18 protein-coding genes are annotated in these 25174 nt (G+C 66.0%); 14 read left to right on the top strand and 4 right to left on the bottom strand.

Annotated features, from left to right (window positions below):
* Nucleotides 1-33: 33 nt before the first annotated feature.
* A complete protein-coding gene (locus VT03_RS03140) occupies nt 34-1128 on the bottom strand; it encodes a DUF1559 domain-containing protein (protein WP_231870584.1) in 1095 nt (364 codons plus the stop codon).
* A 351-nt stretch (nt 1129-1479) separates the two neighbouring features.
* Between VT03_RS03140 and VT03_RS03135 the strand changes: the two genes are divergently transcribed.
* Together VT03_RS03135 and VT03_RS03130 are read left to right on the top strand one after the other, a co-directional pair.
* Complete coding sequence (locus VT03_RS03135) at nt 1480-2790, top strand: homoserine dehydrogenase (protein ID WP_075091644.1); 1311 nt, start codon at nt 1480-1482, stop codon at nt 2788-2790.
* Between the two features lie 193 nt (nt 2791-2983).
* Nucleotides 2984-4219 carry an MFS transporter gene (locus VT03_RS03130; protein ID WP_075091643.1) on the top strand — a complete coding sequence of 412 codons (1236 nt, stop codon included), beginning with the start codon at nt 2984-2986 and terminating at the stop codon, nt 4217-4219.
* Here VT03_RS03130 and VT03_RS03125 read toward each other — a convergent pair.
* Nucleotides 4205-5467: a tetratricopeptide repeat protein gene (locus VT03_RS03125; RefSeq protein ID WP_075091642.1), complete on the bottom strand. Its 1263-nt coding sequence runs from the start codon at nt 5465-5467 to the stop codon at nt 4205-4207. The two genes, VT03_RS03130 and VT03_RS03125, sit on opposite strands and share 15 nt — an antisense overlap.
* Nucleotides 5468-6053: 586 nt before the next feature.
* Here VT03_RS03125 and glyA point away from each other — a divergent pair.
* The 6 genes from glyA to VT03_RS03095 all read left to right on the top strand — a co-directional run bounded on the left by glyA (nt 6054) and on the right by VT03_RS03095 (nt 15633).
* Entirely contained in the window at nt 6054-7301 is a 1248-nt protein-coding gene (glyA, locus tag VT03_RS03120) for a serine hydroxymethyltransferase (RefSeq protein ID WP_075091641.1), read from the top strand.
* Between the two features lie 49 nt (nt 7302-7350).
* On the top strand, nt 7351-9429 hold the full coding sequence (locus VT03_RS03115; RefSeq protein WP_075091640.1) for a serine/threonine protein kinase: 2079 nt from the start codon (nt 7351-7353) through the stop codon (nt 9427-9429).
* Between the two features lie 31 nt (nt 9430-9460).
* Nucleotides 9461-10411, top strand: a complete 951-nt coding sequence (locus VT03_RS03110) for an acetamidase/formamidase family protein (RefSeq protein WP_075091639.1) — start codon at nt 9461-9463, stop codon at nt 10409-10411.
* A gap of 931 nt (nt 10412-11342) precedes the next feature.
* Complete coding sequence (gene rny / locus VT03_RS03105) at nt 11343-12884, top strand: ribonuclease Y (RefSeq protein WP_075091638.1); 1542 nt, start codon at nt 11343-11345, stop codon at nt 12882-12884.
* Between the two features lie 100 nt (nt 12885-12984).
* Nucleotides 12985-14205, top strand: coding sequence for a tyrosine--tRNA ligase (tyrS, locus tag VT03_RS03100; protein ID WP_075091637.1), 1221 nt, complete (start codon nt 12985-12987; stop codon nt 14203-14205).
* Between the two features lie 105 nt (nt 14206-14310).
* Nucleotides 14311-15633 (top strand): MFS transporter, encoded by a 1323-nt coding sequence (locus VT03_RS03095; RefSeq protein ID WP_075091636.1) that lies wholly within the window; start codon nt 14311-14313, stop codon nt 15631-15633.
* 236 nt (nt 15634-15869) lie between these two features.
* Here VT03_RS03095 and VT03_RS03090 read toward each other — a convergent pair whose 3' ends face one another.
* Nucleotides 15870-16790 (bottom strand): sugar phosphate isomerase/epimerase family protein, encoded by a 921-nt coding sequence (locus VT03_RS03090; protein WP_075091635.1) that lies wholly within the window; start codon nt 16788-16790, stop codon nt 15870-15872.
* Between the two features lie 198 nt (nt 16791-16988).
* Between VT03_RS03090 and VT03_RS03085 the strand changes: the two genes are divergently transcribed.
* From VT03_RS03085 to VT03_RS03075, 3 genes are all read left to right on the top strand, one after another.
* Nucleotides 16989-17258 carry a MoaD/ThiS family protein gene (locus tag VT03_RS03085; protein WP_075091634.1) on the top strand — a complete coding sequence of 90 codons (270 nt, stop codon included), beginning with the start codon at nt 16989-16991 and terminating at the stop codon, nt 17256-17258.
* A 51-nt stretch (nt 17259-17309) separates the two neighbouring features.
* On the top strand, nt 17310-18413 hold the full coding sequence (locus VT03_RS03080; RefSeq protein ID WP_075096898.1) for a sialidase family protein: 1104 nt from the start codon (nt 17310-17312) through the stop codon (nt 18411-18413).
* A gap of 102 nt (nt 18414-18515) precedes the next feature.
* Nucleotides 18516-19343, top strand: a complete 828-nt coding sequence (locus tag VT03_RS03075; protein ID WP_197489185.1) for a DUF58 domain-containing protein — start codon at nt 18516-18518, stop codon at nt 19341-19343.
* Between the two features lie 35 nt (nt 19344-19378).
* Here the strand turns inward: VT03_RS03075 and VT03_RS03070 are convergent, their stop codons facing one another.
* Entirely contained in the window at nt 19379-21427 is a 2049-nt protein-coding gene (locus VT03_RS03070) for a paraquat-inducible protein A (protein ID WP_075091632.1), read from the bottom strand.
* A 519-nt stretch (nt 21428-21946) separates the two neighbouring features.
* Between VT03_RS03070 and VT03_RS03065 the strand changes: the two genes are divergently transcribed.
* The 3 genes from VT03_RS03065 (at nt 21947) to VT03_RS03055 (ending at nt 25173) form a co-directional block, all read left to right on the top strand.
* Nucleotides 21947-23332, top strand: coding sequence for a transposase (locus VT03_RS03065; protein ID WP_075091179.1), 1386 nt, complete (start codon nt 21947-21949; stop codon nt 23330-23332).
* A 160-nt stretch (nt 23333-23492) separates the two neighbouring features.
* Nucleotides 23493-24206 (top strand): bacillithiol biosynthesis deacetylase BshB1, encoded by a 714-nt coding sequence (bshB1, locus tag VT03_RS03060; protein ID WP_075091631.1) that lies wholly within the window; start codon nt 23493-23495, stop codon nt 24204-24206.
* Between the two features lie 112 nt (nt 24207-24318).
* Nucleotides 24319-25173, top strand: a complete 855-nt coding sequence (locus tag VT03_RS03055) for an ABC transporter permease (RefSeq protein ID WP_082845900.1) — start codon at nt 24319-24321, stop codon at nt 25171-25173.
* The last annotated feature ends 1 nt before the right edge of the window (nt 25174 follow it).

The following is a 25174-nucleotide window of genomic DNA, read 5'->3' as shown; positions in this document are numbered from 1 at the left end:
GATCCCGGACCACCTCGAACGCCATCGGAAAACTTACAGAGCGACCTTCTTGCCGTCGGAGGTGTGGCCCAGCGACTGCCAGATGTTCAGGTCGATGTTCTCGGAAATGAACTGGATCGAGCCGTCACCGAGGAGGGCGTTCACCCCGCCGGTGTGGTTGCTGCGGGCCGCGTACACGCCCGCTCCGTCCATCACGCCGCCCGTGCCGGTCGAGGCATCCGGAGCGCGCCAGTTCGGATTGGCCATCGTGTTGAAGATCGTGGCGCCGGTCAGGCCGTTGAGCCAGTCGCGACGGCCGTGGCTGTAGTGCGACGCCGCGCTCCCCAGCGAGCTGGCGGCGAAGGTGTCGATCTGGGCCTGCGTCCAGTTGACGTCCGGAGCTCCCGAGGGACGGGCCACGCCCTTGCCGATGTCCGTTCGGAGGTTGTACGCCGCGCCGTCGTTGTCACCCTTCAGCGACTCGGAGGCGGCGATCGTGTTCGACGCACCGTCGGAGAGGTCCCGCAGGTTCGTCGTGCGGTCCTTGTTGAACATGCCGATCTGGTTGGCGACCGCGACCCAGTACAGCGAGGGACCGGCCGACATCACGTAGTTGTTGCCCCCTTCGACGCCGACCCAATCGCGGTCGGACGGACAGAGCATGGAGGCCAGGCGGACGCGGTACGGGGTGCCGTCGGCGGTGCCGTTCGGCGCCTGGCTGTACATGAGGCTCATGTCGAGCTTGCTGTACAGGGCGGCCTGGTCCAGGTACGGGAGCATCATCGCCTGGGCGCTGAAGGCCCGGTAGTAGTTCCCGTTGTCCCAGACGGACTTCCCCTGCGGGGGCGGGAACATGCCGTGCACTTCGTGGTAGCTGTGCATCGCAATCCCAAGCTGCTTGAGATTGTTCTTGCACTGAGAATTCCGGGCCGCTTCGCGGGCCTGCTGCACGGCCGGCAGCAGAATGGCGACGAGAACCGCGATGATGGCGATCACCACCAGCAACTCAATGAGCGTGAAGCCGCGCGACTGGCGGCGGTGCGACAACAACATCAGCGGAGTTTCCTTGAACTTGGGGAGGCAGCCCTGGCGGAGCCACCACTCAGGCGGGAACGTGGAGAGACCGTGCGGCGCAACGGCGGGAAACATGGAAGGGTACGGTTGGATCTTTCGTACAGTCAAATTATTCGGAAAAGATTTATCAATTCTTGGGATTTCATCCCTTGCAAAGGCTGCTCGCCCCCTATTTCTGACGGATCGGAAAGGACTGTTGGCTGCCTGAAGGGAGCCAGTTCATGGAATTCCGGGGGGCATTTCCTGTTCTTCCCGCCTCCATTAAAGTCTGCAGGCTCGAAGTCACGGACAGTCCCCGGCGGCAAGCGGCTTGGCCGAGACTGAGTGGCGTCCGACGACATGCGCCCGCCCGGCCACCAGAGATGGCCGCGGCTCTTGTGCATCGGTCGCTTCCGTGGGTTTTCGGCAATTTGGAGAGTGACGGACATGGCTGCCCCGCTGCGAGTCGGGTTGATCGGAATGGGAAACGTCGGCGCCGGAGTGGCGCGGATCCTGATGGAGCATGGGCCGCGGATGGAGCAGCGGACCGGGCGGCCGATCCAGCTCATCCGGGCCGCCGTCCGCGACGTCCACAAGCCCCGCGATTACACGCCGCCGGCGGGAATGCTGACCGACGACGCCCTCTCACTCGTCCGCTCGCCGGACCTGGATGTCGTCATCGAACTCATCGGCGGGCTCCGGCCAGCCCGCGAGCTGGTCCTGGAAGCGCTCCAGGCCGGAAAACACGTCGTCACCGCCAACAAAGCCCTCCTCTGCGAGCACGGGCCGGAGCTGTTCGCCGCCGCCCGGGAAGCGGGGAAGGCGATCGCCTTCGAGGCGGCGGTCGCCGGCGGGATTCCGATCATCCACGTCCTTGGAGCGGCGATGACCGCCAACCAGGTGATCGAGATCCGCGCGATCCTCAACGGAACCAGCAACTTCATCCTGACCGAGATGTTCCAGAAGGGGACCCCGTACGACGACGTCGTCCGCGAGGCCCAGGCTCTGGGATACGCCGAGGCGGATCCCTCGATGGACGTGAAGGGGACCGACGCCGCCCAGAAACTGTCGCTCCTGGCTCATCTGGCGTTCGGAACTCGCGCGACTCCGAGTGATTTCATTGTCCAGGGGATCGACGGCATCGAGCCGATGGACTTCAAGTACGCGTCGAGCCTGGGCTACCGGATCAAGCTCCTGGCGACGGCGAAGCTGGTCGATGGACGGCTGGAGATGCACGTCCAGCCGACGCTGATCCACCGCGAGAACCCGATCGCCCAGACTGAGGGGCCGTTCAACATTGTCGCCCTCGACGGCGACAACGTGGGGCGGACTGTGTATTCCGGCCGCGGCGCGGGTCAGCTTCCGACCGCGTCGTCCGTGCTGGCCGACCTCGTCGACGTGGCGGTTGGCCGGGCTCAGCTGACGTTCCCCCGCCTCGAGCTGTGGCACGACGCGCCGCAGTTCCCGCTGCAGCCGATCGACGAGATCCGCCGCCGCTACTACCTGCGGTTCCTGGTCCTCGACAAGCCGCACGTGATGGCGGACATCACCGACATCCTGGGGCGGAACCAGATCAGCCTCGCCTCGGTGATCCAGCCGGAATCGCCGGAAGTCGAAGGGGGGGGCGGCCCGCCGACCGTGCCGCTCATCATCATGACCCACCGCTGCCGCGAAGGGCAGCTCCGGCGGGCGGGCGAGGAGCTGCGGAAACTCTCCTGCCTGCTCGGCGAGTGGAAGTGCCTGGCTGTCAGCGACTGAACGCGGCCTCCGATGCCCGGCGTCGTGTTCCTCCGATCCGCAGCGCCCGGACGGAGACGGCCGGCGTCCTGGTGATCGCCGGGGCATCCGGACAATCCTTCCCTTACAATCCCCTTTGAGCCGACGCGTCTGCGGGGACCGTCGGCCCCGCCCCCTTCGGGCCTCCCCCGGGAGGCCTGCTCTCACGAGATCCATGTCCTCCGGCGCGCCTGCCTCCGAACTGCCCGAGTCCGAAGGGATCTACAGCCGATCCTTCTGGATGGCGTACGCCGCGAACATGATGCTCGTCGGCGCGAACACGATGTCCTACCGGTTCGCGGACTACGTCAAGTACCTCGGCGACACCGAGGCGACGACCGGCTGGATTGTGAACCTGAGTCTGGTCGGGGCGCTCGCCAGCCGGCTGTTCATCGGGGCGGCGATGGACCGCTTCGGCATCGGCCGGGTGTGGGGCGGCGGAGCGATCTGCTTCATTGCCGGGGCGCTGCTGTTCATGACCGTCACAGCGGTCGGTCCCACGATCATCGTGGCCCGGATGCTCTTCGTCCTCGGGCTGGCGATCATGTTCATTGGCTCGAACGCGCACATTCAGCTCGACGTTCCGGCCCACCGCCGCACCGAGGCGATCGGCAGCCTGGGGTCGAGCGGGTTCGTGGGGATGATCGCCGGGGCCCAGCTCGAAGGTCTGCTGCGGGGGCGGATTCCGGACCCGTCGCTCTACTTCCGCGTCCTGTTCGGTCTGGCGGCGGTCGTTGGCTTTCTTTACCTGGGCCTCGTGTGGCTCCTCAGCCGGCATGACAAATACCAGCCTCCGGAGGCGACCCCTCTCGCCCATTCGCTCCTGGTCCGGCACTGGCCCGGTCCGGTCTGCCTGGTGGCGATCCTGATGGGGATGGGCTTTGCCGTGACGACCGTGTTCCTGACGCGGTACGCCCAGTCGCTCGGTCTCGAAAGCGGCTTCAAGTTGTTCTTCACGAGCTACGCGATCGCGGCGTTTTCGGTCCGCATCATCAGCCGGACCTGGAGCCGGTGGCTGGGGCGGAACAAGATGATCCTGATCGGCCTGTCGGGGCAGGTCGTCGCCTACCTGCTCCTCGTTCCGGTGTCCCAGAGCTGGCATTTCATCCCCGCGGGGCTCGCGACCGGCTTCGCCCACGCGCTGCTCTTTCCGTCGGTCGTGTCCCTGGGCTCCGGGAGCTTTCCAGAGCACTACCGCGGGACCGGGACGACGCTGATCCTGGGCTTCATCGAACTGGGGACGTTCATGGCGTCGCCGGTGTACGGGTGGATGATCCTGCAGTACGGGTTCCAGCCGATGCTGCTGACGGCGACGGCGGCGACCGTGATCCTGATCGTGGCCTACTGGCGGCTGACGCGCTTTGTGCCGGATCTCGATCTGCTTCACTCCCGGCCGTCATCCGCCGCGTAGGGCCGACGAATCCGGTGCATGGACCGCAAGCCGCTGGCGGGCGATGTCGGCCGAGGGGCCGCGGGTGTGGAAGCCGAGGTACGACTCCCAGTGCGGGATCGCCTCGTCCGTCAGGCCGAGGTCCGCGAGCGTCTCGGCCTTGTGGAAGTGGACGTCCGGATACTCCGCATGAACATCGAGGGCGATCTCGAAGGCGACGAGGGCCTGCTGCAGCTCGTTGAGTTCGCGGTGCAGGCAGCCGATCTGGGTCCAGGCCTCGACGTACTGATGGTCGTGCTCGACGGCGACGTAGTACCGCTCGAGCGCGCCGCGGACGTTGTCGAGTCGATACAGGCAGTCCGCCAGGTGAAAGTGGGTCTCCGGTCCGTCGGGGCGGCCCATGAGTTCCATCCGGAATGCTTCCACTGCTTCAGCGACGCGGCCGTCGTCGTAGAGGCGGCAGCCGGCGACGAACCAGTCCCGGACACGATTTGTCTCGGCGACTTCGCGATGCGGTTCGAAGCGGATGGTCGCGGTTTCGGCCGGCAGGTCCTCCGCCGCGTCGGGTGGCGTCTGGGTTCCGAAATCGAAGACCCGTTGTCCCCGCACGGGATCGACGAGCCCGAACCGGTCGCGAACAACGATCCGCGCGTTCTGAGCCAGGATCTGGAGCTGTTCCAGCGGCCGGTGGTCTCCGCGCTCGACGGAGGGGAGGCGGCGGAGGGCGGTTTCGAGGTCCTTGCGGGCGACGCCGGCCTGGAGGAGTTCGGAGAGGCGGCGAACGCTGGTGACTTCCTGGAAGTCGAAGTAGGGGAGGCGGTAGACCCGTTTGACCGGGCGGATGAGGCCCAGGCGTTCCCAGGTGCGGATGACTCCCGCGCGGAGGCCGAGGAGCTGGGAGAGCATGGCCGGCGTGTAGAGTTGCCGGGCTTCTTCGGCGTCGGAGGTTTCGCCGAGGAGTCGGAGCCATTCCGTCTCCGTCAGAATCCGGAGTTCTTCGCCTTCGGCGCGGAGTCGTTCGGCCTGTTCGAATTTGACGGAGGGTTGGCCGTTGTCTTCGAGGGGCCAGCCTTCGTCACCGACGACGAGGATCGTGGTGGCTCGGCTGACGTGTTCCTGGGGTTCGCCGCCGTGGCCGCGGGCGAGTTCCGCGGCCTGTTCGTGGGTCATGGAGGCGAGGGTGCCGGTGAAGGCGATGACCTGGCCCTCGAGGCAAGGGACGTTGATCAGCGGCGACTGGGGCGAGGGTGAGGTCGGAGGCGTGGTCATACGCAGCCTTTGCTTCCGCCCGGTCGTCGAGCGAGGTTTGCAGGATAGACCACTGGCGTGCTGAGGCAAGGAGGTCGTTCGAGCTGTGTGCTTGCCGGCTGGGCGTGGTTGGCTCAAACCCAACGTGCTACGGCAGCCGGGGTCAAGGGGGTCACCCCTTGCCGCCGGAGGCACTTCCCTGAGGAACCGTCGTACGCAACGGACGATCGTTTTGTGGTGTCGGCGTTGAGGACTCACCGCTCGCTTCGGAATCCCCGCGGGCTGGTGAGGGGGCATACGACACGTCGTCCGCGCTTGGACACGATCTCTTTCAGACACCTCTCGACGGCCGGGCCTCCGGCGGGCAAAGGGGCGTTGCCCCTCTGCACTCCCCACCAGGGTGCCCCTGGACCCGGTGACGGGAGGCTGTTCTCGCAATGGATCAGTGATCTTTCATCGGTTCGCCCCGTCGCCAACTCATTGGCTTCCCACCCCCACGAACTATAAAGTTTCCCTCTGTCGCCGCCGGTTCCAACCACCGGATCGCCCACCCGGCTGGCCCTCACCAGCCACCGCACGCACGTCGCAACGCCCCGGAAAGTGAGTCATGACCCCGTCTCCGCTGCAACAGTCCGATCCCGCCGTCTGGAACTCCGTTCTCCGTGAACAGCGACGCCAGAAGGAAGGTCTCGAACTGATCGCCTCCGAGAACTACACCAGCGCCGCCATCCAACAGGCCGCCGGCACGGTCCTGACCAACAAATACGCCGAAGGCTACCCCGGCCGTCGCTACTACGGCGGCTGCGAATTCGTCGACGAAGTCGAGTCCCTCGCCCGCTCCCGCGCCTGCGAGCTGTTCGGCGCCGAACACGCCAACGTCCAGCCCCACGCCGGCTCCCAGGCCAACATGGCCGCCTACATGTCGGTCCTGAACGTCGGCGACACCATCCTCGCGATGGACCTCGCCCACGGCGGCCACCTGACCCACGGGATGGCCCTCAACTTCTCCGGCAAACTCTACAACGTCGTCCACTACGGCGTCCGCAAAGACAACCATCGGATCGACTTCGACCAGGTCAACGCCCTCGCGCAGCAGCACAAGCCCAAGATGATCGTGGCGGGGGCGAGTGCCTATCCGCGCGAAATCGACCACCCCAAGTTCGCCGAGATCGCCCGGTCGGTCGGAGCCTTCTTCATGGTCGACATGGCCCACTACTCGGGCCTCGTCGCCGGCGGCCTCCACAACAACCCGGTCAAGGTGGCCGACTTCGTCACCACCACGACCCACAAGACCCTCCGCGGCCCCCGCTCCGGCATGGTCCTCTGCAAGGAAAAGTTTGCCAAGGACGTCGACAAGACCGTCTTCCCCGGCCTCCAGGGGGGACCGCTCATGCACATCATCGCCGCCAAGGCGGTCTGCTTCCACGAGGCCCTCCAGCCCTCGTACCGCGACTACGCCAAGCAGATCGTGGCGAACGCCAAGACCCTGTCCGAAACGCTGATGGCGGGCGGGATCACGCTGGCGTCGGGCGGGACGGACAACCACCTCATGCTGTGCGACGTGACCTCGATCGGCCTCTCCGGGAAGATCGCCGAGCACGCACTCGACAAGGCGGGGATCACCGTCAACAAGAACATGATCCCCTACGACCAGCGGAAGCCGCTCGACCCGAGCGGAATCCGGATCGGCACGCCGGCCCTCACGACGCGAGGGATGAAGGAAGCCGAAATGAAGAAGGTCGGGGCCTGGATCCTGGAAGCCCTCAAGACGCCCGACGACGCTGCCAAGCTCGAGAAGGTCCGCCTGGAGATCGCCGAGTTCGCCGGGGCCTTCCCGGTTCCCGGCATCGATTAGGATCGCCGCCGGGCCGGTGACGAGACGCTGACTTGACCACGCCGCTCCCATGCCGGACGCCATTGATGTTTCCGCGACACCGTCCGATCTGACGCTCGTCCAGGACGAGCAGCAGCGGACGAAGTCGCGGGAACTGAGCCGGGCGCCATTCGAGGCGCCGCCGGCCATTCCCGGCTACGACCTCCTCCACCGGCTCGGGGAGGGCTCGTTCGGGGCGGTCTGGCTGGCGCGGGAGAAGCGGACCGGGAAGCAGGTGGCGATCAAGTTCTACACCCGCGGGCAGGGGGTCGACTGGTCGCTCCTGAGCCGCGAGGTCGAGAAGCTCGCGGTTCTCTACACGTCGCGGAACATCGTCGGCCTTCTCGACGTGGGGTGGGACCACGAGCCCCCCTACTTCGTGATGGAGTACCTGGAGAACGGGTCGCTTGCGAGCCGTCTCAAGGAAGGGCCGCTGTCCGCGTCGCACGCGGTCCGGATCACGCGGTCCGTGGCGGAAGCCCTTGTCCACGCCCACGGCGCGGGGATTCTCCACTGCGACCTCAAGCCGGCCAACGTCCTCATCGACGGCAACATGGACGCCCGGCTGGGGGACTTCGGCCAGTCGCGGCTCGTCACCGAGATGTCGCCGGCGCTCGGGACGCTGTACTTCATGGCGCCGGAGCAGGCGCGGCTCGACGGGATTCCGGACGCCCGCTGGGACGTCTATGCCCTCGGGGCGCTCCTCTTCCACATGCTGACCGGGGCGCCGCCGTTCCGGACCCCGGAGGCGGAGGCCAAGCTCGCCCAGGCCCGGACGATCGAAGAACGGCTCGTCGTGTACCAGCAGGTCCTCGAAGCGAGCCCGGCGCCGACCGCCCATCGAACCCAGTCGGGAGTCGACTGGCGCCTGGCCGACATCGTCGACCGGTGCCTTGAACGCGATCCCCAGAAGCGGGTCGCGAACGCCCAGATCGTCCTCGACATGCTGGAGGCCCGCGACAACGCGCGGGCCAAGCGTCCGCTGATGGTCGTGGGGGCCCTGGGGCCGGTCCTGTTCCTCGTCGCCCTCTACTGGATCGCCAGCACCGTCGGTCCGCGGATCGTCCGAACAGCGGAGCATGAGCTCCTCCAGCAGGCGCTGGCGGGGGACGCCGTCTCGGCCCGCATCCTGGCGTCGAGCATCGAGACGGAAGTCCGGATCCGACAGGATGAACTCGTCGACACCGCGGACTGGACCTACGTCCGGCAGATGATCCGCGACTCCCACCAGCGGACGAAGGACGAGCTCTCCCAGCTCAACAAGGGGAATTTCCCCGACGCCGAACTTCAGCTCGCCTTCGACAAGGTGACGAACCACATCAAGGTGCTCGAACAGCGGCTGGCCCAGGCGGACCGGACGCTCGACGAGAGCTGGTTCATCTGCGACGCGCAAGGCCGCCAGATCTATCGCTTCCCGGACGCCGGAAAGAGCCTGAGCGAGTCCTTCCACTGGCGGGACTATTTTCACGGACGAGGAGAAGAGCTCGACGAGTCGGTTCCCCACGACAAGGTCTCGCCGCGTACCAAGACCGGGGTGTCGCTCGCGTACCTCAGTACGTCGTCGAGCAAGTACAAAGTCTCCTTTGCCACGCCGGTCTGGGACGAGGACCAGAAGACCGTCCTGGGGGTCATGGCCCGGGGCGTTCACATCACCGATCTCCTCGATCAGTGGGAGCCTCAGATCGGTAAGGAGGGGCGGCCGGACGACCGTTTTCTCTCCTTGCTGGAGACGCGCGGGAACCGTCCGCACCTGCTCGACCACCTGCGGATCGAAGAGGCCCTCAAACGGGTCGGGACGCAGGAGCGGGGGGAGGTGATCCTGCGGGTTTCGCCCGCCGTCGAGAAGGCGCTGGAGACGACGGACCGACTGGAGGACTACCGCGATCCGATCGCTCAGCTCGATCCCAAGTTCGACGGCCCCTGGCTCGCGGCGTTCTACCCCGTCGGCAACACCGGCTGGACCGCCGTGGTTCAGGAGCGGCGAAATCTGACGCTGGAGCCGCTGGGCCAGATGCAGGGCGTTCTCACGAGGGGGGCTCTGAGTGCCTTCCTTGTCTTCAGTGTTCTGCTGGGCGTGCTGTGGTACTTCCTGCATCGCGCGTCGTTGTAGGCCGGCGTAGAAAGATCGAAGGGGATCGACCATGCATTACCACTTCGAACCGACGACCTGGCACAACACGATCGGACCGCATGCGGCGGTCCTCCGCGTGGCGAGCGGCGACCGGGTGACGACGACGACCGTCGACGCCTGGGGGCTCGACGCGCAGCGGCAGCCGGCGGCCCGCCGTGGGAATCCGATGACGGGGCCGTTCTACATCGAAGGAGCTGAGCCGGACGATGTCCTGGCGGTGACGATCGAGAACATCGTTCCGAGCCGGACCTACGGATTCACGAAGACCGCCGTCGCTCCGTGGATTGTCGATCCGGGGTTCGTGGGAAATCTTCCGCCCACGGAGCTGGTCGAGTGGTCGATCGACCGCTCGGCCGCGACCGTCTCGCTTGTCTCTCCTCGGACCGCCGCGTTGCCGGAGCTGGTCCTGCCGCTGGAGCTGATGCTGGGCTGTTTTGGTGTCGCCCCGCCGCGGGGACAGAGCATTTCGACAGCGACCTCCGGGGAGTGGGGGGGGAACATGGACTATCGCCAGTTTGGAGCGGGGGCGACGGTGTACTTTCCGGTCTTCGAGCCGGGGGGGCTGTTCTTTCTGGGTGACGCTCATGCGGTCCAGGGGGACGGGGAGATCTCCGGTAATGGCGTCGAGGTCTCGACGACCACGACGTTTCGGGTCGACGTGCTGAAGGGTTGGAAGATCCACTGGCCGCGGTCTCGGCGGGATGGGTGGTACGGGACTGTGGGGAATGCCCGTCCGCTCGATCAGGCGGTTCAGCATGCGACGACCGAGATGCTTCGCTGGTTGACGGAGCCGCATGTGGGGCTGGATATGCTTGGGGCGAATCTGTTCCTGCAGCAGACGGTTCGTTACGACTTGGGGAATGTGTTCGATCCGGCGTACACGATGGTTTGCAAGGTGCAGGAGGAGACGCTGGAGCGGGCCGGGTTGCCGCCGTTGGTGCCAAAGCCGGTCGTCGGATAGCGAGAGAGAAGCCTGACCGGCCGACCGGGTCCAGGGGCACCCTGGTGGGGGATGCAAGGGGGCAACGCCCTCTTGCCCGCCGGAGGCCCTCTCGTCGAACACTGTCTGAAGGAGATCGTGTCCAAGCGCGGACGACGTGCCGGATGCCCCCCTCACCAAACCGCGGGGAGCGCGAAGCAAGCGGTGTGGTTTGAGGGAGTCTTCATAGCTGGTACCACAAAGGAGACGCCCGTTGTGTACCACGGTTCCTCATGGAAGTGCCTCCGGCGGCAAGGGGGTGAGACCCCCTTGACCCCAGTGGCCGTGGCACGTTGGGTTTGAGCAAGCACAGCCGTGCCGGCGAGAACGACGGCCCCTGCACCCGATCTTCTTCCAACCTTCTCGCTTCCGTTGATATTGCCCCCTCGACAGTTACGATAGGAACCCGCCCTGCCAACAGGGTGGCCTTTCACATCGATTTCACCATTTACGCTCCGCGTCGTCGGCCGCAAATGGTCCTCAGGATTTCAACGGCGGATACGCCGTGTCTGAGTCGCGTCGAGTGGCATTTCGTTCAGTTCCTTCCTGATTCCTGCATGTCCTGGTTTCTGGCGTTCCTCGTCTGGATGACCGCTCCGCTGCGCTTCTGCGCCGCGGTCGTGGCTCATGCGGCGCGCGCGTTCTGGGGAGCCGTGGGAACGGCGGTCGGTCCGGAGCTGGCATGGACATTGGTCCCCGCGGGACCGCCTGCCTGTCTTCCCCGCCCCTTCTCACCCGCCCTCTTTCGCGGCTCCGGAGGATCGCGCTGTTTTCACCCAGGGCCGGCCGGAACCGGGAGCTGATCCCCGGCGGGACCGCTCCCGCCTTTGCCGCTGACCGACTCGAATCCCGTGGGCCTCTGCCCCGACTCCGTCCTCATCCCGGACGGCCCGGAGCTGGAAAAGGATTCGTCATGGGCTACGTCGCCGCTGCACTCGCGGGGATCGCCGCCGGTGCGCTCGTCGGCTTCTTCATGGATCGCCTGCGGATGGGGGCCGCCTACCGCACCCGCGATCAGCTGATGGACTCGGCCAAGACCGACGCCGACAACTTCCGCAAGGAGAAAGAGCTCGAGATCAAGGAGCAGCTCCTCAAACGCCGCGAAGACCTGGAGAACGAGCTCCGCAAGGTCCGCAACGAACTCCACGAACAGGAGCGGCGGATCGACAAGCGGGAGAGCGACGTCAACCAGCTCCAGAACGAGTTCTCCAAGAAGGAAAAGATGCTGCAGACGCAGCAGAACCGGCTCGTCGAGCGGACCAAGGTCATCGAGACGCAGGAGCGCGAGCTGGACCGGATGGTGAAGCAGGAGCAGGAGGAGCTCTACAAGATCAGCGGCCTCAATCGCGAGCAGGCGGCGGAGCGGCTGATGACCCGCCTCGACGGCGACCTGAACGCCGAAGCGGGCCGGGTGATCATGCGGAAGGAGTCGGAGCTCAAGCAGAACTCCGAGAAGCTCGCCCGCGAGATCATCGGCATGGCGGTCCAGCGGTACGCCTCCGCCCACACGAGCGAGACGACCGTTTCGACGATCGACATCCCCAGCGATGAAGTGAAGGGGCGGATCATCGGCCGCGAAGGCCGGAACATCCGGGCCTTCGAGAAGGAGACCGGCGTCGACGTGATCGTCGACGATACCCCGGGCGTCGTCGTCGTGTCCTGCTTCGACACCGTCCGCCGCGAAATCGCCAAGCGGTCGCTCGCCAAGCTCATTCAGGACGGACGGATTCACCCCGCCAAGATCGAAGAAGTCGTCCGCGAGACGCAGAAGGAGATGGACGACACCATCATGCGGCTCGGCAAGGAGGCGGCCGAAGAGGCGGACGTGCCGGGCGCGCACCCGAAGCTGATCGCCCTCATGGGGCGGCTCAACTTCCGCGTCAGCTACAGCCAGAACGTCCTGCGGCACTCGATCGAAGTCGCCCACCTGACCGGGATGATGGCGGAACAGCTCGGCATGGACGGAACGATGGGCCGCCGGTGCGGGTTCTTCCACGATATCGGGAAGGCAGCCGACCACGAGGCCGAAGGGGGCCATCCGGCGATCGGGGCGGATCTCCTCAAGCGGTACAACGAAGGGCCGGAAGTCGTCCATGCCGCTCTCGGCCACCACGACGATATCCGTCCGGACTTCCTCTACACCGTCCTCACCGCCGCCGCGGATGCGTGTTCGGCCTCGCGGCCCGGCTCGCGGCGTGAGACGCTCGAAAAGTACATCAAGCGGCTGGAGGAGCTCGAAGCGCTCGTCTGCGGGTTCCCCGGCGTCAGCCAGGTCTATGCCGTACAGGCAGGGCGCGAAGTGCGGGTCATCGTCGATCCCAAGGCGGTCAACGACCGCGAGGCGGCCAAGATGGCCCGCGACATCTCGATCGCCGTCGAACAGAATCTCACCTACCCCGGCGAGGTCAAGGTCGTCGTGATGCGCGAGACCCGCGCGGTCGGCGTCGCGAAGTAGCCTCGAGAGCCGCCGGTCTTCGCCCGCGGCTGTCCCCTCTCACTCGAACCGGCCGCATCCCTGGATGCGGCCGGTCTGCGGAATTCCAGCGGAACGCGTTATGTCCTTCCTCCCCGTCGACGAGCAGCTGGCGATCATCCGCCGCGGCATCGAGAAGATCGTCCCTGAAACCGAGCTGGCGGACCGCCTCAAGGCGAGCCGTGAGAGCGGGAAGCCGCTGCGGGTGAAGTATGGCATCGACCCGACCGGGATCGACGTCCACCTCGGCCACACCGTCCCGCTGCGGAAGCTCCGCCAGTTCCAGGAACTGGGGCACACCGCGGTCATCATCATCGGGAACTACACCGCCCTCGTCGGCGACCCGAGCGGACGGGACCATGCCCGCGCCAAGCGGCTGACTGCCGAAGATGTCGAACGGAACGCCCGCGACTACCTCGAACAGGTCGGCAAGGTGGTCGACCTGTCGAAGGCGGAGGTCCACCGCAACGGCGACTGGTTCGGGACGATGACCTTCGCCGACATCCTGCAGCTGTGCGGCAAGGTGACGGTCGCCCAGCTCCTGACGCGGGATGACTTCGCCAAGCGGCACGCGGCCGGGACGCCGATCTTCCTGCACGAGTGCCTCTACCCGGTGATGCAGGCCTGGGACTCGGTCGTCATCAAGTCGGACATCGAGCTCGGCGGGACGGAGCAGCTCTACAGCTTCATGCTGGCGCGGGACCTCCAGCGGGACTCCGGCCTTTCTCAGCAGATCGGGATGATGTCCCCCATTCTGGTCGGGCTCGACGGCGAGCGGCGGATGGGGAAGAGCCTCGGCAACTACATCGGAATCTCCGAGTCTCCGTACGACATGATGAAGAAGTTCATGCAGGTCCCCGACGGCTGCATGAAGATGTACTACGAGCTGCTGACGAACATTCCGCTCGACGAAGTCGGCACGATCCTCGCCGGACACCCCAAGGAAGCGAAGGTCCGGCTCGGGCGGACCGTCATCGGCCAGTACCACTCCGCGGCCGACGCCGACGAGGCAGCCGACCGCTGGCAGCGGGAAGTCGGCGAAGGGGCTCTTCCGACCGACATCCCGGTCGTCACGCTCGCCGCGTTGCAGCTTACGGACGGTGCCCTTCCGGCGGCGCAGCTCCTGAAAGTGGCGGGGCTCTGCCCGTCGACGAGCGAGGCCCGCCGCAGCATCGAAGGGGGCGGAGCCTACATGGGAGCCGAGAAGACCAAGATCGAGAAACCCGACCAGTCGATCCCCGTAACGAGCGGCCTGCTCCTGTGGGTCGGCAAGAAGCGGTTCTGCCGGATCGAAGTGACCTGATCGCTTTTCCGTCCGCCGATTCCTAACGTTCCATTCGGCCCCGCCGGCATCGGCCGACGCCGGCTCCTGCCCCCGCCCAACCTTCCCTCCTGACGGCGACGTGACGTGGCTGAACCCTCCAAGCGATCCGGTCTCCTGCTGATCTTTGTGGTGGTCTTCATCGACCTCCTCGGATTCGGGATCGTCCTCCCGCTCCTGCCGCGGTACGCCGAGGCCTTCAACGCCAGCCGGATGACGCTGGGACTGCTGATGGCCTCGTTCTCGGCGATGCAGTTCGTCTTCGCACCGCTCTGGGGGCGGATCTCGGACCGGGTCGGGCGGCGTCCAATCCTGCTCGTGGGTCTCGCCGGCTCGGCGGTGTTCTACAGCCTCTTCGGATACGTCAGCTCCCTCGGCAGCACCGGCACGTTCCTCGGGCTCGCGGCGTTGCCGTGGCTCTTCATCGCCCGCATCGGACAGGGGATCGCCGGGGCGACGATTCCGACCGCCCAGGCCTACATCGCGGACAGCACGACGACGGAAGGCCGCGGCAAGGGGATGGCCCTCATCGGGGCGGCGTTCGGACTCGGCTTCACGTTCGGTCCGCTGATGGCGATTCCGTTCGTCGGGGCCGGCGAGGCGGCTCCCTCGGCCGGGCCGGGGTTCCTGGCCGGTGGCCTGTCGCTCCTGGCGTTCCTGGCCGCACTGTTTGTCCTGCCGGAGTCGCTCCCCCCCGGCGGACGTCGCGTCGACCGGCACTGGCTCGATCCCCGTTCGATTCAGCTGGCGCTCCGCCGTCCGCTGATTCTTCCCGTGTTGATGACGATCTTCCTGACGACGTTCGCCTTCGCGGAGTTCGAGTCGACGCTGGCCCTCGTCACGAAGGCGATGCATCTCGACGACCGCTGGAACTACGGCGTGTTTGCGTTCCTCGGCTTTACGCTAATGATCTGCCAGGGAGGGATCGTTCGCCGGGTCCTGCCGCGGATCCGCGAGCACCGGACCGCGACGATCGGCGCCGTGCTGCTGGCGATCGGGCTGCTTCTCGTAGGGGTGATCTCCCGCGTCGGGATCGACCAGTCGGCCCGGGCGGTCGATGTCAGCCACAAGGTGGAGAAGCCGAAGGCGTTCTCCGAACTGACGCCGAAGGAACGGACGACGATCTGGGCGCTGGTCGCCTGCCTGCCGATCGCGGTGCTGGGGTTCTCGTTCCTCAATCCGTCGCTGCAGTCGCTGCTGTCGCTCAACAGTCCGGAGGACGAGCAGGGGCAGGTCCTCGGGCTCGGCCAGTCGCTGTCGGCGCTGGCGCGGATCGGCGGGCCGTTCCTGGGGATCACGATCAGCAAGTACGGCATCGAGTGGCCGCAGCTGACGGCTGCAGGCGTCATGCTCCTGGGGATCGTATTTGTGCTGAGCCTCAAACGCCGCGATCAGACGGCGGCGGCCTGATTCGTTCTTGGGACCGTATTGTTAAACACCAAGGCACCAAGGATTCACCAAGAACACCAAGGGCGGAAGGAGTGAATGATCCTTTGTGACCTTGGTGCCTCCTTCGTGCCTTGGTGTTTAACTCTTCCGCAAAGCCGGCGCATAAAAAAAGACGACTCGGTCAACCCTGAGCGCGGGGAAACCGAGTCGCCAACGTAGAACCCTGCGGCGCACAGAGTTCATGTTCTCTTGTTCGATCAGGCCTTCAACATCTCATCACGAACGGTCTCAAGCAACTTCTTTGTTGCCCGAATTCCGGCGTACTCGTCGAGCTTGCCACCCTCGTACTCGACGCCGACATAACCGCGGTAGCCGTGATCGTAAACGATCTTCATCATCTTGCGGTAGTCAGTGTGGGTTTCGTTCCCCGCGTCGTCAAAGTCGTGCGACTTGGCGCTGACCGCATGGGCGAAAGGCATCAGCTCATCCACGCCCTTGTAGCGGTCGTACTCCTCGTCCTTGCTGACCTTGAAGTTCCCGAAGTCCGGGAGCGTGCCGCAGTGCGGGTGGTTGACCATCTTCATCACGCCGGCGAGCCATTCCCCGTTCGAGGAGAGCCCGCCGTGATTCTCGACCAGGACGCTCAGCTGCTGCTTCTCCGCCAGTTCGGTCAGCCGGCCCAGGCCGTCCGCCGCGCGGGCCATCTGCTCTTCGAACGTCCCACTGCTCTGGGCGTTGACGCGGATCGAGTGACAGCCCAGGAACGAAGCGGCGTCGAGCCACTTCTTGTGATTGTCGACCGCCTTGTGCCGCTCGGTCTCGTCGGCGTGCCCCAGGGCCCCTTCGCCGTCGATCATGATCAGGAGGCTCTTGACCCCCAGGTCGCCGGCCCGCTTCTTCATGTCGCCGAGGTACGCTTCGTCCTTGGCCTTGTCCTTGAAGAACTGGTTGACGTACTCGACGCCGTCGATCCCGAACTCCTCCTTGGCGGTCTTGGCGAAGTCGAGATGGTCGAGCTTCTTGCCGAACAGCGCCCGGTGCAGCGACCACTCGGCCAGCGAGATCTTGAACGGCAGCGGCTTGTCGGCCGCCTGGCTGAAACTGGACCAGGAGAGGAACGAGAGGCCGGCGGCTGCGGCGGCGCTCGACTTCAGGAACTGGCGGCGCGTATTCATCATCGTTGAGGTTCTGGCGTCGGGTGGAGGGAACGGCCGGGACAGGGACGGACCGCCTGACCGTGAATGCATTCTCACGGCGGAGCGGCGCGATCGGCAAGCCTCGGGCGGCGGAACTTCGGTCTGCGACGGCTTGTCCGCCCCCCGTTCACCGTTCAAGCTGGTGCGATCGGCAACCTCCTCCGCCCGCAGCGATCTCCCATGCCGCGCATCACCTTCACTCCGCACCTGCGAAAGCACCTCCGGTGCGACGATCAGGTTGTCGCGGGAAGGACGGTGCGGGAGATTCTCGACGTCCTGTTCGCCGCGAATCCTCCGCTTCGCGGATACCTCGTCGATGATCAGGGGCGGCTGCGGCAGCACGTCGCGATCTTCGTGGGGAACACGATGATTGCCGACCGGATCCTGCAATCGGACCCGGTGCCGGATGGAGGCGAAGTCTATATCTTTCAGGCGCTCTCCGGGGGATAGCCCCGCAGGGACGTGCCAGCGGGTCAGGCCACAACAAGTGAGGTGCCGATCGTGTCATCCCGATGCTATCTCGGAACGCGGAAGGGGCTGATGTCACTCACGCCGGCGGCGACCGGCTGGGAACTGGGCCCGGTGTCGTTCCTGGGGGAGCCGATCACGATGCTGCTCCCGGACCGCCGGGACGGGTCCCTCTACGCCGTGCTGACGCTGGGGCACTTCGGAACGAAGCTGCAACGGTCCACCGACGGTGGAGCGACCTGGACGGAACTGACGGCCCCGGTCTATCCGGAAGGCGCCCGGCTCCCACCCGGTCACGTCCAGACGACGGAGCGCCCCGCCAGCCTGATGGAGATCTGGAGTCTCGAAGCGGGAGGGCCGGATCAGCCGGGGCGGTTGTGGGCCGGGACGATCCCGGGCGGCTTGTTCCGTTCCGATGACGGCGGACAGTCGTGGACGTTCATGCGAAGCCTGTGGGACCGGGCGGAGCGGCAGAAGTGGATGGGGGGCGGCAAGGACGAACCGGGGATCCACTCGATCACGGTCGATCCGCGCGATTCCCGCCGCGTGACGATCGGCATCTCCTGCGGCGGCGTCTGGCAGACACAGGACGACGGCGAGACGTGGGAGAACGTCGGCTACGGCCTGCGGGCGGAGTATCTTCCGCCGGAACTTGCCAACGACCTTATTGCCCAGGACCCGCACCGCCTTGTCGCCTGCCCGGCGGCTCCCGACCGGATGTGGATCCAGCACCACAACGGGATTTTCCGCTCGGACAACGCGGGGCGGGACTGGGTCGAGATCGAAAATGTCCTCCCGTCGCCGTTCGGGTTTGCGGTCGCGGTCCATCCGCAGCGGCCGGACACGGCGTGGTTCGTTCCGGCGTCCGACGACAGTTGCCGCGTCCCGACCGACGGGCGTTTCGTGGTCACGAAAACGACCGACGGGAAGACGTTCGCCGCGCTCGACGGCGGTCTCCCCGCCAGCCAGTGCTATGACATCGTCTACCGTCACGCACTCGACGTGGATTCGAGTGGAGAGATGCTCGTCCTGGGGACGACGACGGGGAACGTCTGGGCGAGCCGGAATGGGGGCGACGCCTGGACGGAGGTGAGCCATCGGCTGCCTCCAGTTTACTGTGTGCGGTTCGGGACATGACGTCGGCCGACGAGCGCTCTCCATGGAGATCCGACCATTTCCATTCTGACCGCCGAAACAATCGAAAAATTTCACGGCCTGGAGCTCCAGGCGCGGGCGATCGTGGACGGTGTGTTCTCGGGCGGACACCGGAGCCTGCAGCGGGGGTTTTCGGTGGAGTTCGCCGACTACCGGGCGTACACGGCGGGCGACGATCTGCGGTACGTCGACTGGAAGGTGTTGGCGCGGCGGGACCGCCTCTACGTCAAACAGTTCGAGACCGAGACGGACTTCCAGTGCCACCTGGTTCTCGATGTCAGTCCGTCGATGACCTATCGGTCCGACGGAATGCTGTTCAGCAAGTGGGGCTACGCGCAGCTCCTGGCGGCGGCGTTCTCCGTCATTGTGACGCGGCAGCAGGATCGGGTTGGATTCGCGACGCTCGCGGAGTCGCTCCGCCAGCGGTTCGCCGCGACGTCGAGTTTTTCGGACGCGATCCAGTTCCTGGAGGGGACCGCGCCGCTGCCCCCTGTCCCCGGCAGTTCGCGTGGAGAGGAGATTAACCTCGGTCCGGCCTTTCACACGCTGGCGGAATCGCTGCCGCAGCGCGGGGTCGTTCTGGTCTTCAGCGATTGTCTGACGGATCCCGAGTCGCTGGCACTGGGGCTGCGGCATCTCAAGTATGGCGGGCACGATGTGGGGCTGTTCCACATCGTTGATCCGGCCGAGGAGGCGTTTCCGTTTGACGACCCGCTGCTGCTCGAAGGGCTGGAGGGGGAAGGAGAACAGCGGGTCGACGCCCGATGGCTGGGAGACGCGTACCGGGCGGAGTTCCGCGAGTTCCGGATCCGGCTGGAGGAGACCTGCCGGGACCACCGCATCCACTACGGATTCGCCCGGACGGACCTGCCGCCCGAGCATGCCCTGCGATCGTTTCTCGGTCGGGAGTGACTCGACGTGGTGCCGTGAGTACCGGCGCCTGCTCGTCACTCCGCCGCATGAGGCGAGGAGGCATAGGGGATCACCGACCGGTCCGTTCCCTCGATCCGCAGGAACCCGATCACTTTTCGGTCCGTCGCCGCCAGCAGAGGGGCGCCGGTCACAATTCCGGGCAGGGAGAGTTCCGGATCGAGCCGCCAGTGGCCCTCCTCGACGCGGATTCGTGTTGCGGCCAGGAGGAGCGGAGAGTCGTTGCTTCCGGTGACGATGAAGCCGTCTTCGGGCTGCGAGGGCTCGCGGCAGGCGGCCGGGCGGCCAGTGACCCCCTCAATCCGCCGCTGGCGAAGCGTCGATTCCGGATGGGCTCCGACTGGGGCGTTGAGCGCCACGGTGGTCTCTCCGGCCTGGAGCCGGGCGGTGCCGGGGATGGCGTCGGCGGGGACGGTCTGGAGTTCGGCGGGGCCGAGGAGGAGGCCGTCGCTGGCCATGAGAAGCCCCCGCCGTGAGCGGTCGGTGTCCCAGAGCCAGCCGTCGTGCTTCCAGGTCAGGACGACCGGCACAACGTCGGGAACTTGCGACGCGGGTGGTGCGGGACCGCTGGCGATCGCGGGGGACCATTCGAGCCATTCCTGCTTGGCAGCGGGATGGAGCGGGAAGCGGTGGCCGGTTTGGACGGCGTCCCCGGCTTCGGGCGGGATGCCGAGTTCGACTCCGCCGTGAATCCAGCTTTCGGCCGGGCCGACGTGCAGGTGGAAGCCGGTCAGGCCGCCGGTCAGGTTGACGCCGCTGGCGTTCCAGAACGTGGTGTTGGTCCGGATCAGGTGGGCGTAGTCCGGCCGGATGTAGGCGGTCGCTTCGATCGCGCCGCCGTCGGCCGAGAGGGCGATCTTTCGAATGCCGCCGACGCGGAGGTGGCGGTAGTGGAGCGGCAGGCCGGCCCGGAGTCCGCGGGCCTGCGGGGCCTGGAGGACGATCTCAATTCCGCCGGGGAACTCGAGGTCCGCGAGGGGCGGCTCTTCGAGTCCGGCAAAGGTGCTGGTGAGCGGAGCCTGCGGCGGTGCCGGGCGGAACGTCAGGTACTTGGCGCCGACGAGGGTTTCGAGGCCGCTGACGCCGGAGACGTCGAGCTGGGGGCGGACGATCCAGAACTGGGTTCCCTGGCGGATCAGGTTGTCGCAGTCGCGGGTGATGCGGACCCGGGCGACGACCCCTTCGCCCTGCCGGAGGAGTTCGAGGCTTTCGACGTCGCCGGCGCGGATGCCGCGGTAGCGGAGCTGGTCGCCGGCGGCGAGGCCGCGCCCTTCGGTAAACGTGATCGTAATGAGGCGTCCCCGCTGACGGATGACGTTCCAAGTCAGTGCTCCGGCGGCGACGAACGCGAGCAGCGGGAGAATCCAGATCCAGAGCCGGTGCCTCGACGGGGAGGGGCGGCCGATCGCCGTGGGAAAGGCGCTTGGCGTTGAGGGCGGAGCGTCGGAGGCGGGCTTTGGCGGGGTGTTGTCGGTGGTGTTCATGACGTGTTCGCTCCACAGGACGTGTGGATTGAAGGCGAGACTGGCCAAGAGGCTGGCGATGACGAAGGCGGCGAAGAGGGGAAGGCCGGGGCCGGCGCCGAAGGCGACGAGGGAGCCGAGCTTGATGAAGGCGATCATCACGGCGACGAGGAGGACATCGAGCATGCCCCAGCGGCCGAGGTGTTCGACGAGGCGGTAGCTGAGACTGCGGTCGGCGGAGTGGAGCCAGTCGCTGCGGGTGCTCAGAAGAAAGATCAGGCCGAGCTTCAGGAGGGGGAAGATGAGGGAGAAGACGACGACGATGCTTCCGACGGCGAAGTGTCCTTCGCGGAACAGGATCCCGATTCCCCCCAGGACGCTGCTGGCGGTGGTGAGTCCGAAGCGGCTGATCTGGAGGAACGGGAGGGTGACGGCCGGTAGGAAGAGGATGAGGGCGGAGAGGGCGAGCGTGGCGGCGAGGCGGTTGTCTCGCTGGTGATCGGCGGCGGTGAGTCGGGTGTGGCAGCGGGCGCAGTATTCGAGGTGGAGCTCGGCGGCGGTTTGGATGAGTCCGCAGCAGTGGCAGCTTCGCAGGGTGAGCATGGGTCACCGGGGGAAGGAGGGGCGGCGGGAACATCAGCAGGAACGGAGGGTCCCGGCGGGCGGACCACGTGATCCGGCTGGTTCATCATCAGAAGTTTGGGCGATTCCTCAACTCGAAAAGCAGCGGTCGCATCCCCCACCGGGGTCCAGGGGCACCCTGGTGGGGGATGCAAGGGGGCAACGCCTCCTTGCCCGCCGGAGGCCTGGCCGTCGAGAGATGTCTGAAGGAGTGAGTATCCAAGCGCGGAGAACGTGCCGGATGCCCCCTTACCAACCCGCGGGGACTGCAAAGCGAGCGGTGTGATGTGAAGGAGTCCTCAACGCCGGCTCCACAAAGGGGACGCCCGTTGCTTACCACGGTTCCTCATGGAAGCGCCTCCGGCGGCAAGGGGTTGCCCCCAACGCCGTTAACCCTGGTTCGTGTTCAAAAAGAAAGTCTTGATGCGACATGGCGTTGTGGAGACGCTTCGGTTCTCACACTGAAACCCACCCACTTCGCCCTCCCGAAAGGATTCGGGGATGCCGCATCAAGACCTGTCTCCGGATGTTGCGCTCAATTCTCGGCATCTCGAGAAAGCTCTGCAATGGCTTCTGGCTGGGACGGACTGGAAGACCATCCTCTTCCGGCACGACTGCACGTGGACGCCACCACTGTTGGTTCGAGCCGCCCTTCTGTGGGCCTGGTCCGATGAGCAGACACTGCAGGAACGGTTTGTCACGACCCACAGGCTGATGGCGCATCTGTTCCCCCATCACGGCCCTCTGGCCGGGTCGTCCCAGGCCTTCATGAAGCTCCTCCGACGCTGGACCGTTCCCCTGGTCTATCTTCTCACGACGGCTCTCCGAAAGCGGATTCGCCAGACGCTCCCCCGGCAGTGGGAATCCTGCGGTCTGGTGGTCTACGGGGTCGATGGCAGCCGAGTGGAGCTCCCTCGCACCCAGTCCCACGAGACGGCCTATGCCCCGTCGTTCAAGAGATCGATCCGGAAGAGGCGCCACCGCCGCCAACGGACGAGAACAGCCGCCGGGGCCAAGGCGGCCCGCGTTCCCCAGATGTGGCTGACGACCTTGTTCCATGTCGGGACGGGGCTTCCGTGGGACTGGCGGATCGGCCCCGCCGACAGCAGTGAGCGGGAACACGCCCTTCAGATGCTCCAGGACCTGCCCGAGGGAAGCTTGATGACGGCGGACGCCGGCTTCGTGGGCTATGACTTCGCCCGGAAAGTCCTGGGAAGCGGCCGGCATCTGCTGGTTCGGGTGGGAGCGAACGTCAAGCTTCTGCGGAAGCTGGGGTTCGTGCGGGAATCGCAAGGAACCGTCTACGTCTGGCCTGACGAGGCCGCCAAACGGCTCGATCCGCCTCTGGTGTTCCGGCTGATCGTGGCCCAGGGACCGAGATCTCCGATCTCTCTGCTCACGAGCGTCCGGGACCCGAAGATCTTGAGCGACCGGGCGGTCCTGGACCTGTACCGCAAACGCTGGGGAGTGGAACTGTTCTATCGAACCCTGAAGCAGACGTTCGGTCGACGAAAACTCCGCAGCCTGTCCTCCCTGAATGCCGCGGTCGAGCTCGAATGGTCGCTGGTCGGCCTGTGGGGCATGGGACTGTCGGTTGCAGTGGAACTGGCGAAGGCCCAGGTTCCGCTGTCTCGAATCAGCATGGCGGGAGTCTTGCGGTCGTTCCGTCGACTGATACGGGACTACCGGCATCCCGTTGTTCGAGGTCAGACGCTGTGCGCGATGCTGCGTGAATCCGTCACCGACCCGTATGAGCGGAAGAACAAGGCCAGCCGGGACTACACACGGAGGAAGAAGGAGCGGCCGGCGGGATCGCCAAAGATCACCAACGCCACGTCCCAGCAGATCGACCAGGCCAGGAGACTCAAGCTCCTCAACCGGGGTTAACGGCGTTGGGTTGCCCCCTTGACCCCGGCTGCCGTGGCACGTTGGGTTCGAGCTATCAGAGTCGTGCCGGCAAGGACGTGGTTCGGGCCTGCGGTCGCGTCCCGTTTCGACCGTCGACTACCATCGTGTAATCACCGCACCCCAGGTTCCGACTTCGTTCATGACTCCACCCGACTCCCCCCTCGACATCCTGGTCGTCGCTCCACATCCCGATGACGCCGAACTCAGCGTGGCGGGGACGATCGTCCAAAGCCGCCGTCAGGGGTTGCGGGTCGGAGTCGTCGAACTGACGAACGGAGAGCCGACGCCGAAAGGGAGCATCGAGCAGCGGGCCCGCGAGACGGCCGCGTCAACGAAGATCCTCGACCTCACATGGCGACACATGCTGGGGCTGCCCAACCGCAACCTTCGCGACGACGTCGAGGCGCGACGCGCACTCGCGGGAGTGTTTCGGCTCACAAAGCCCAAGGTGATCCTGGCACCGTACTGGGAGGACTCCCATCCCGATCACGTCTCCGCCAGCCAGCTCGCCGACGCCGCCCGGTTCTGGTCAAAGCTGTCGCGGACCGATCTCCTCGGGGAGCCCTACCACCCGCCGCGGATTTACTACTACTGGAGCATTCACCTCCGGATTCATCCCAAGCCGTCGTTCGTCGTCGACATCGGCGACGCGATCGAGCCGAAGCTGGCCTCCATCCGCTGCTACGAAAGCCAGAGCCTCGACCTGCGGCGGAACGGACTGCCTTCGATCGTCGAGGACGTCCGCGACCGGGCCCGGTACTGGGGCTGGACGATCGGTCGGGAGTTCGCCGAGCCGTTCGCGTCGCGGGAGGAGATCGGCGTAACGGGATTCCCGGCGCTCGGCGTCGTTTGACGGACCCGGACTCGCATCAGCGACGGCTTGAGCGACGTTCCGTGCTTGGCAGAACACCGACTGCGGTGATATACGAGATCGCCCGTTCCCCGTTCTTGAAGGCGCAACCCGGATGCTGGCGTGGATTCGCAAACAGTGGGTCATCGTCCGCAGCTGCTTTGCGGAACGGCTGGCCTACCGGGGCGACTTCATCCTCGGGACGCTCTTCCGCTTCCTGCCGATCGTGACCCAGGTCTTCCTGTGGGGCGCGATCCTGCGGCCGGGGGATCGAGTCGAGAACTACAACTACGAGGACATGGTCGCCTACCAGCTCTTCGTAATGCTGGCCCGGGCGTTCTCCAGCATGCCGGGACTGTCGAGCGGCATCGCCCGCGAAGTCCGCGACGGCAGCATCAAGAAGTACCTCACGCAGCCGGTCGACATGCTCGGGTACCTGTTCTGGTACCGCGTGGCGCATAAGCTCGTGTACTACGGCGTTTCGGCGATCCCGTTCGCCATCGTGTTCTGGCTCTGCCGCGGGTTTCTTCCGGGCTGGCCGGATGCGATCACGTTCTGGGGCTTTGTGGCGTCCCTGCTGATGAGCTTCGTGGTCGGCTTTCTGATTGAAGCCCTGCTCGGCCTGGTGGCGTTCTGGTTCCTGGAAGTCAGCTCGCTGCTGTTCATCTACATGATGCTGAACTACCTGCTCTCCGGGCACATGATGCCGCTGGAGCTGCTGCAGGGAGAGTCCTCGCCGGGCACATCCGCTTTCGTTTCCTGGTTCTCCTGGGGACTCGGCCTGCTGTCGGAGTGGCTGCCGTTCAAGTACCTGGCGTACTTCCCCGCCAAGATCCTCCTGGGAGGGTTTTCGCATGCGGAACTCGGCCAGGCGCTGCTGATCGAACTGGCCTGGGTGGTGGGGCTGCTGTTCCTCTGCCGGCTGGCGTTTGCCCGCGGCGTCCGGCGTTACTCGGCGTTCGGCGGATGAC

The organism is Planctomyces sp. SH-PL14 (genome assembly GCF_001610835.1).
GTDB lineage: Bacteria > Planctomycetota > Planctomycetia > Planctomycetales > Planctomycetaceae > Planctomyces_A.
The sequence above is the reverse complement of the archived record's forward strand: the minus strand, read 5'-3'. Positions and strand labels throughout refer to the sequence as shown.